This is a genomic window from Flavobacterium sp. AJR, assembly GCF_002156885.1.
Taxonomy (GTDB): domain Bacteria; phylum Bacteroidota; class Bacteroidia; order Flavobacteriales; family Flavobacteriaceae; genus Flavobacterium.
The window spans coordinates 1-7,299 of record NZ_NCWQ01000132.1; the positions used below are offsets into that span (position 1 = coordinate 1).

The 7,299-nt window shown below is 33.2% G+C and carries 7 protein-coding genes and 1 rRNA gene; 4 read left to right on the forward strand and 4 right to left on the reverse strand.

All coding sequences use genetic code 11. The features are described from left to right. The first annotated feature begins 27 nt into the window (after positions 1-27). Positions 28-137: ribosomal RNA gene (rrf, locus tag B8T70_RS22230) — 5S ribosomal RNA — on the forward strand. Positions 138-695: 558 nt separating this feature from the next. Here the strand turns inward: rrf and B8T70_RS22235 are convergent. Then, positions 696-1,391 (reverse strand): Crp/Fnr family transcriptional regulator, encoded by a 696-nt coding sequence (locus B8T70_RS22235; RefSeq protein ID WP_039116401.1) that lies wholly within the window; start codon positions 1,389-1,391, stop codon positions 696-698. Between the two features lie 165 nt (positions 1,392-1,556). On the opposite strand from B8T70_RS22235, the gene icd reads away from it, so the two are divergent. Both icd and B8T70_RS22245 read left to right on the forward strand, forming a co-directional pair. Further along, a complete protein-coding gene (gene icd, locus B8T70_RS22240; RefSeq protein ID WP_086896266.1) occupies positions 1,557-2,783 on the forward strand; it encodes an NADP-dependent isocitrate dehydrogenase in 1,227 nt (408 codons plus the stop codon). A 4-nt stretch (positions 2,784-2,787) separates the two neighbouring features. Next, on the forward strand, positions 2,788-3,186 hold the full coding sequence (locus B8T70_RS22245) for a DUF983 domain-containing protein (protein WP_086896267.1): 399 nt from the start codon (positions 2,788-2,790) through the stop codon (positions 3,184-3,186). A 263-nt stretch (positions 3,187-3,449) separates the two neighbouring features. Here B8T70_RS22245 and B8T70_RS22250 read toward each other — a convergent pair whose 3' ends face one another. The 3 genes from B8T70_RS22250 to pckA form a co-directional block, all read right to left on the reverse strand. Beyond that, on the reverse strand, positions 3,450-4,691 hold the full coding sequence (locus tag B8T70_RS22250; protein ID WP_039116398.1) for an aminotransferase class I/II-fold pyridoxal phosphate-dependent enzyme: 1,242 nt from the start codon (positions 4,689-4,691) through the stop codon (positions 3,450-3,452). 18 nt (positions 4,692-4,709) lie between these two features. Then, positions 4,710-4,952, reverse strand: a complete 243-nt coding sequence (locus tag B8T70_RS22255) for a hypothetical protein (RefSeq protein WP_086896268.1) — start codon at positions 4,950-4,952, stop codon at positions 4,710-4,712. 178 nt (positions 4,953-5,130) lie between these two features. Beyond that, entirely contained in the window at positions 5,131-6,717 is a 1,587-nt protein-coding gene (gene pckA / locus B8T70_RS22260; RefSeq protein WP_086896269.1) for a phosphoenolpyruvate carboxykinase (ATP), read from the reverse strand. Between the two features lie 369 nt (positions 6,718-7,086). On the opposite strand from pckA, the gene B8T70_RS24150 reads away from it, so the two are divergent. Then, the coding region (locus tag B8T70_RS24150; protein ID WP_123912154.1) for a DUF1275 family protein at positions 7,087-7,299 on the forward strand (213 nt) is incomplete at its 3' end.

Here is a 7,299-nt window from a genome sequence, read left to right on the forward strand (position 1 = left end):
AAAAGTTACCTCAAGTAACAACGACCTTAAGGTGGTTATTGCGGCGGGGCTCACCTCTTCCCATCCCGAACAGAGTAGTTAAGCCCGCCTGCGCAGATGGTACTGCAGTTATGTGGGAGAGTATGTCGTCGCCTTTCTTTAGAATCCTCATCAAGTAATTGATGAGGATTTTTTTTTGGATATAATTCAAATAAAATATATACAAAAATGACTGTTTTGTGAAAAGGTTGTTTTGTAAAATTCCGCAAAAGAAAACACAAAGTTACGCGAAGAGCTTTTTGAAAGCTTTCAAAATCCCACTATCGTGTTTGTGTATATTTTCTCTTATGCAATATTGTCACTCTGAGGAACGAAGGGTCTCCATAAGAAACTAACGTAAAACATATCTAAAATTTGTGTTTACAGATATAGAGGAAGTTTCTACTAGTTTGCGATTATTAACGTCTTTATTACGCTAGAATGGTTGTGTTTGGATCCGTTTTAGTGTTGTAGGATATATATCTTAAGTTTGGTTTTAAGATTTTTTAATAGAAATTTGGACTGTATTTTTGCCAAGAACTTGTTCTTAATTCTTTAAGAGTGTATAAGTGATTGGTTTGGGGATAATTTATCAGTTTGCAATGTACGTTGAAGTGTAATATGAAAAATGATGACCATTATAATTTTGAATAAAAAAGTTTTAATGGTTATCTGAATTACTCAATTTTCACTTGTAGTAATTGTTCTAATTGCTCTCTGTCTTTTATATAGATATTTCTTTTATCTATAATAATAGCGCCCTGTTCTTTAAATTGTTTAAGGCTTCTACCCAGACTTTCTTGTGATGTCCCAATGAGATTGGCTAAGTCATCACGTGTTAAGTCAATACCTTTGACAGTTAGTGAATTTCGATTGAATCTATTTTCCAACAATAGTAAAAATAGTGCCAATCGCGCATTTTGATTCTTTTGGGCCAATACTGTAATGATGTTTGCCAGAACTCCAAATTCATGACTAATATTCTTAATAACTTTTTGCTGTAAAGCAGGGATTTCTTGAAGTAGTTTCAAAAAATCATCCTTAGCTATAAAATTCACTTTTAAATCTTCGAGTGCCTCACAGGAGTCTTGATATCTTTCTTGTCCAAGTAGGGCGTGATATCCCAGTACATCATCTGATGTGTAAATGTAAAATATTTGTTCGTCACCAGTAAAACCGCGCTTAAATTTTTTGGACTTACCATTTTTTATTTGATAAATACCAGTAGGAATACCACCTTCGTAAAAAAGCATACTTCCTTTTTTTATGTTAAGGGGTTCCATAACACTTTCTACTGCTTGCTTTTCTGATTCAGTCAGGTTTTCAAAAAGCTGGTTACTTTGGAAATCAAATTTGGCAAAGAAATCTTTCATAAAACAAATATAACATTAATTAATAAAATATATAACATTTGTTATATATTTGTATAACTATTTGATTTCTTCTTCATAAGAAGCCAGAGAGAAAATAGTGAGGGTTAAATAACGGAAATAAAGTTGAATCAACGAAAGTCTGCATTGAATTTAAAAAAATATAAAATGATAAATGAGAATAAAATAAGTATTCAAAACGGAAGGCTAATTGTTCCTTCTCACCCCATAATTCCTTTTATTGAGGGAGATGGTATAGGACCGGATATTTGGAAAGCATCAAAATTAGTTTTTGATGCAGCGGTACAGAGAGCTTATGGTGGTAAGAGAAAGATTCAGTGGAAAGAAGTTTATGCAGGGGAAAAAGCTTTTGAAAAAACCGGAAATTGGTTACCTGATGCAACAATTGAGGATATTAAGGAGTTTTTGGTGGCTATAAAAGGACCGCTAACAACACCAGTTGGTGGAGGCATGCGATCTCTTAATGTTGCGTTACGACAAAAACTTGACTTATATGCGTGTGTGAGACCTGTAAAATGGTATGCTGGTGTTCCTTCTCCAGTAAAAGCACCTGAAAAAGTAGATATGATCATTTTTAGAGAAAATACAGAAGATATTTATGCTGGTATTGAATGGATGGCTGGTACGCCAGAATTAGAGAAGGTTAAAGATTTTTTGATTAATGAGATGGCAGTTAAGGTTATTCGATTTCCAAACACAGTTTCAATAGGAATAAAACCAGTTTCAAAAGAAGGATCTGAACGACTTATTAGAGCTGCTCTTAAATACGCTGTAGAAAATAAAAAAAAATCAGTAACAATAGTACACAAAGGAAATATCATGAAATTTACTGAAGGTAAATTTAAAGAGTGGGGGTATCAATTAGCAAAAGATGAATTTGGAGCCAAAGATTATGAAGGAGGACCTTGGCAAGTTATTGAAAAATATGGTAATAAAGTTATTGTAAAAGATGTAATAGCCGATGCTTTTTTGCAACAAATCATATTAAGACCCGAACAATATGATATTATTGCCACACTAAACCTTAATGGAGATTATATTTCGGATGCTTTGGCAGCAATAGTAGGCGGGATTGGAATTGCCCCAGGAGCAAACATTAATTACACAACTGGGGTTTCGATATTTGAAGCTACACATGGAACTGCTCCTAAATATAAAGATCTGGACAAAGTAAATCCTTCCTCTGAAATTCTTTCTGGAGTAATGATGTTGGAATATCTTGGTTGGCAGGAAGCGGCAGATCTCATCCTTAAAGGTATTAAAGGAGCTATAAACAAAAAAACAGTTACTTATGATTTTGAGCGTTTGATGCAAGGTGCTACCTTACTTAAGTGTTCGGAATTTGGTCAAGCTGTTGTGGATAATATGGAGTAAGTCGATGGACACAAGAATAAAACTATATAATATCTTTAAACTAAAGTGTCCCAGATGTTATAAAGGGAATTTATTTACCAATCGAGGGCTTTTCGTATTTAATAAAATTCTTGACATGCCACAAAACTGTTCGCACTGCAATCAGGATTTTAAAATTGAGCCAGGCTTTTACTCTGCTGCTTTGTGGATTAGTTATCCAATAGTATTGATTGTTTTTATACCTCTATTATTCCTGGGATTGTATTTAAACGAGAACTATGAAATTTCATTTAAAATATTACTACCAGTTTTGGTGATTTTATGCTTTTTATTGCAAATCCCAATAATGCGAATATCCAGAGCTATTTTAATTCATTTAACTATTAATTATGTTCAGGGAGGTAAAAGAGGTGGTACTATTTAAGTATCAAATTAAATATGAGGTATTTTCAGGTATGTACTAATTATAAATAACAAAATATCATGCTTCGCAAATATTTAGAAGTTAAACTAAAAATAAAACGGAGGACTTTATGGTTATCTTTAAAGTTTCTCCGTTTTTTAAATAGATAGTTAGAATTCTTACCTAGTTAAATAGATTATTTTAATCTATATTTTAAAGTTCTCTCTCAATAGAGAATACTACCCTGTTAGGGTTAATGATTTAATTTATGAGTAATTTAATGTTTAAACTGTTGCTTCTTCCAAGAGTTTATATTGTCCTGTATTGAGGTTAGTTCTAATCTCTTTAAATACTGTTATAGTTCTTTCAACATCCTCCAGAGTATGTATTGCAGTTGGTATCAATCGTAAAATAATCATTCCTTTAGGTACAACTGGATATACTACCATAGAGCAGAATATTTGATGATTTTCTCGTAAGTCTCTAACCAAAGCAGTGGCTTCACCTATAGTTCCATTAAGGTAGACAGGTGTAACGGGGGAATTGGTACTTCCTATATCAAAACCTGAATTAGTTAGGCCACTTTGTAAACTATTTGTTATTTTCCAAAGTTTTTCTCTAAGTTCTGGTTTAGTTCGCATTAACTCCAATCGTTTTAAAGCGCCAAAAACCATTGGCATTGGTAGTGCTTTGGCAAATATTTGGGAGCGCATATTGTATTTTAAGAATAGTATTGCCTCTTTGGTACTGGCCACAAAAGCACCAATTCCTGCAAATGATTTAGCAAATGTGCCAAAATAAAAATCAATGCCATCTTGAACGCCTTGTTCTTCGCCAGTTCCTGCACCAGTATTTCCCATACAGCCAATACCATGGGCATCATCTACCAGTAGCGAAAAATTATATTTTTTCTTGAGTGCTACAATTTCTTTTAATTTACCCTGATCGCCACGCATACCAAAAACACCTTCAGTAATTACTAAGATTGCTCCTTTAGTTTCTTTCACTATCTTTTTGGCACGTTCGAGCTGTTTTTCACAGTCTTCAATGTTATTGTGTTTAAAAACAAAACGCTTTCCCTGGTGTAATCTCATTCCGTCTATAATACAGGCATGTGCCTCTGCGTCGTAAACGATAACATCTTTTCGGTCCACCAAACTATCAATGATAGAAAGCATTCCCTGATATCCATAATTCAATAAAAAAGCATCTTCTTTTTGAACATAATCTGCAATTTTTTCTTCAAACTCCTCATGTAGTCTGGTATTTCCGCTCATCATGCGCGCTCCCATAGGATAAGCAAGACCGTAGCGGCGAGTACCTTCATTATCGGCATCTCTAACTTCTGGGTGATTTGCCAGTCCCAGATAATTATTCAAACTCCAAACTAATTTCTTCTTGCCATTAAAAAGCATTGTATTACTAATATCTCCCTCGAGTTTTGGGTAAGCATAATATCCATGTGCATAATAAGCATGATCGCCTAACGGACCAAGACGTGTATTTATTTTATCCATTATATTCATATGTTTCATATTGAGATGTTATGTTTTCTGTACTTTTTCGGCCCATTTATAGGCTTTTTTTAATTCATTTATAGTCTGAATTTCAGAATCATTTCTAAAAATTGTTTTGTCTTCAAGAAATCTAATAAAGTACAATCGGTACAATTCATTAGAGAGAATATTTTCAGTGGTAACTTTCCTTAACCCAATTATCTTTAATTTCAGAACTCCTTTTAGCAGCAATGCTTCTTTATTTTTTTGCATGGTAAGTTTATCTTTCACGATGGTTAAATTTTTTTACCCAAAAGTTAAGTATTCCTCTAAGGCAGTATATTGTAAGTTGAAACTTTCTGGAATTTCATCCCATAAGTTATAGTAAGTAACAAGTCTCATACCTAAGGGGATTTTCTCGAGGAGGGTTCTCCCATAATTAGGATATTAGGAAATACAAACTTTCATACTATATAATAGTTGGAGCACCACCAATTATCTCTTGGTTAGCAAAGGATTCAAAGGTTTTAAAGTTCTCTACAAATTGTGCAGCAAGACTTTGAGCCTTTTTATCGTAAGCGGATTTATCATTCCAAGTATTCTTAGGATTTAATATTTCCGATGGTACACCTTCGCATTGCGCAGGCATTTGTAATCCAAATACAGAATGTTGTATATAGTCAACTTTATTAAGTTTATCTTCAAGAACAGCTGTTATCATAGCTCTGGTGTAGGAAAGTTTAATTCGTTCTCCAACCCCATAAGCACCACCTGACCATCCTGTGTTGATGAGCCAAACGTTAACATTATTTTCTTTGAGTTTTTTTCCCAATAGTTCAGCATATTTAGTTGGATGTAGGGGTAAAAAAGGTTTTCCAAAACAAGCCGAAAACGTAGTTTGTGGTTCTGTAATTCCTGCTTCGGTTCCTGCTACCTTAGCGGTGTATCCTGAAATAAAATGATACATAGCTTGCCCGATAGTTAGTTTTGAAATAGGAGGTAGTACTCCAAAAGCATCACAAGTAAGAAAGAAAATATTTTTTGGGACACTACCAATAGATGGATTTATGGCGTTATCAATAAAATGGATTGGATAGGCTGCCCTGGTATTTTCAGTTACTGAAATATTATCATAATCAACTATATTAGTTCCTTCAAAGAATCGAACATTCTCGAGTAAAGTCCCGAAACGCACTGCTGAAAAAATTTGAGGTTCTTTTTCTTTACTTAGATTCACACATTTAGCATAACAGCCTCCTTCAAAATTAAAAACACTATCATTATCCCATCCATGTTCGTCGTCACCGATTAATTTTCTTAAAGGATCTGCAGATAGGGTTGTTTTACCAGTACCTGATAAACCAAAAAATACGGAAGTATCACCATCTTTGCCAATATTAGCAGAGCAATGCATTGATAGTATGTCTTTTTCGTGAGGAAGAATATAATTTAGAACCGTAAAAATTCCTTTTTTAATTTCACCTGTATACGCACTACCCCCAATAAGTATTATTTTTTTGGTAAAGTTTATAATTGTAAAATTATGTTGTCGGGTTTTATCAATTTTAGGTTCTGCCTTAAATTCGGGTGCAACAAGTATCAACCATTCGTGTTGGAAAGTTTCAAGTTCTTTTTCTGTAGGTCTTAAAAAAAGATTGTTAACAAAGAGGCTTTGCCAAGGATTATCGGTAACCACTCTTACATTTAATTGGTATTCTTTTTTTGCACATGCATAAACGTCTTTAATATAAATAGCTCTATTAGAAAGATGAACAGTAACTCGATCGTATAGTTTATCAAAATCCTCTGGTAAGAACGGATGATTTACTTCTCCCCACCAAACAGAATCTTTGGTTTTTTCGTCTCTTACAATATATTTATCTTTGGGAGAGCGACCGGTAAATTCGCCTGTATCACAGGCTAATGCACCTGAACTAGTTATAAGTCCTTGTTTTTTCTTTACTGTATGTGTTACTAATTTAAGTTCAGACAAATTCCAGAAGATTTCTTTATTTGATTTGATACCAATATTCTTTAGCTGTTCTGTATTTTTCATAATTTATTATTGCAAGAAAGGTTAATTGCTCATGCAAAAATACGTTGGCTAAGAGGAGATTTAAATGACTAAGAATATGATGGAATTTGATTTAAATCAATAACGGAAAGTGAAGAGGAAAAATAGTGTAGCTTTGGAATTAATTATGATTTCTAAATTCATCTTCAATAATCAATATCTTTTAAATGAACTTCCTAAGGAGGATAAGGAAATGCTCGAAAGAGTTAGTTGAAATAGCCAATTTTTAAACTTAAAATTTAAAATAAAGCTTCCCTAAACGGTAAAACACTAAAGTGCTAATTACAAAAAACTCAATTCTAGATAAGCATTGATTTCTAAAATTTGATTATCTGAACTTAAATCATTATCATGTTCAAACATCAGGGCTCTAAAAGGAATCTAAGACATAATCTTAAAATTGCTTCTCTATTATCGTTTGTAGCTGGGCTAGTAAACGTAGCAGGTTTTTTGGCCGTTCAAAAGTTAACTACAAACGTAACGGGCCATTTTGCTTTTTTTGTAGACGAAGTTTTTAAGCTTAATTTCAAACAAGGATTTATTTATTTTTTATATATATTCTTT

Bases quoted from the DNA above. Each gene is read 5' to 3' on its own strand.
- B8T70_RS22235 (WP_039116401.1), bottom strand. From the start codon at position 1,391: ATGAAAGATTTCTTTGCCAAATTTGATTTCCAAAGTAACCAGCTTTTT.
- icd (WP_086896266.1), top strand. From the start codon at position 1,557: ATGATAAATGAGAATAAAATAAGTATTCAAAACGGAAGGCTAATTGTT.
- B8T70_RS22245 (WP_086896267.1), top strand. From the start codon at position 2,788: ATGGACACAAGAATAAAACTATATAATATCTTTAAACTAAAGTGTCCC.
- B8T70_RS22250 (WP_039116398.1), bottom strand. From the start codon at position 4,691: ATGAATATAATGGATAAAATAAATACACGTCTTGGTCCGTTAGGCGAT.
- pckA (WP_086896269.1), bottom strand. From the start codon at position 6,717: ATGAAAAATACAGAACAGCTAAAGAATATTGGTATCAAATCAAATAAA.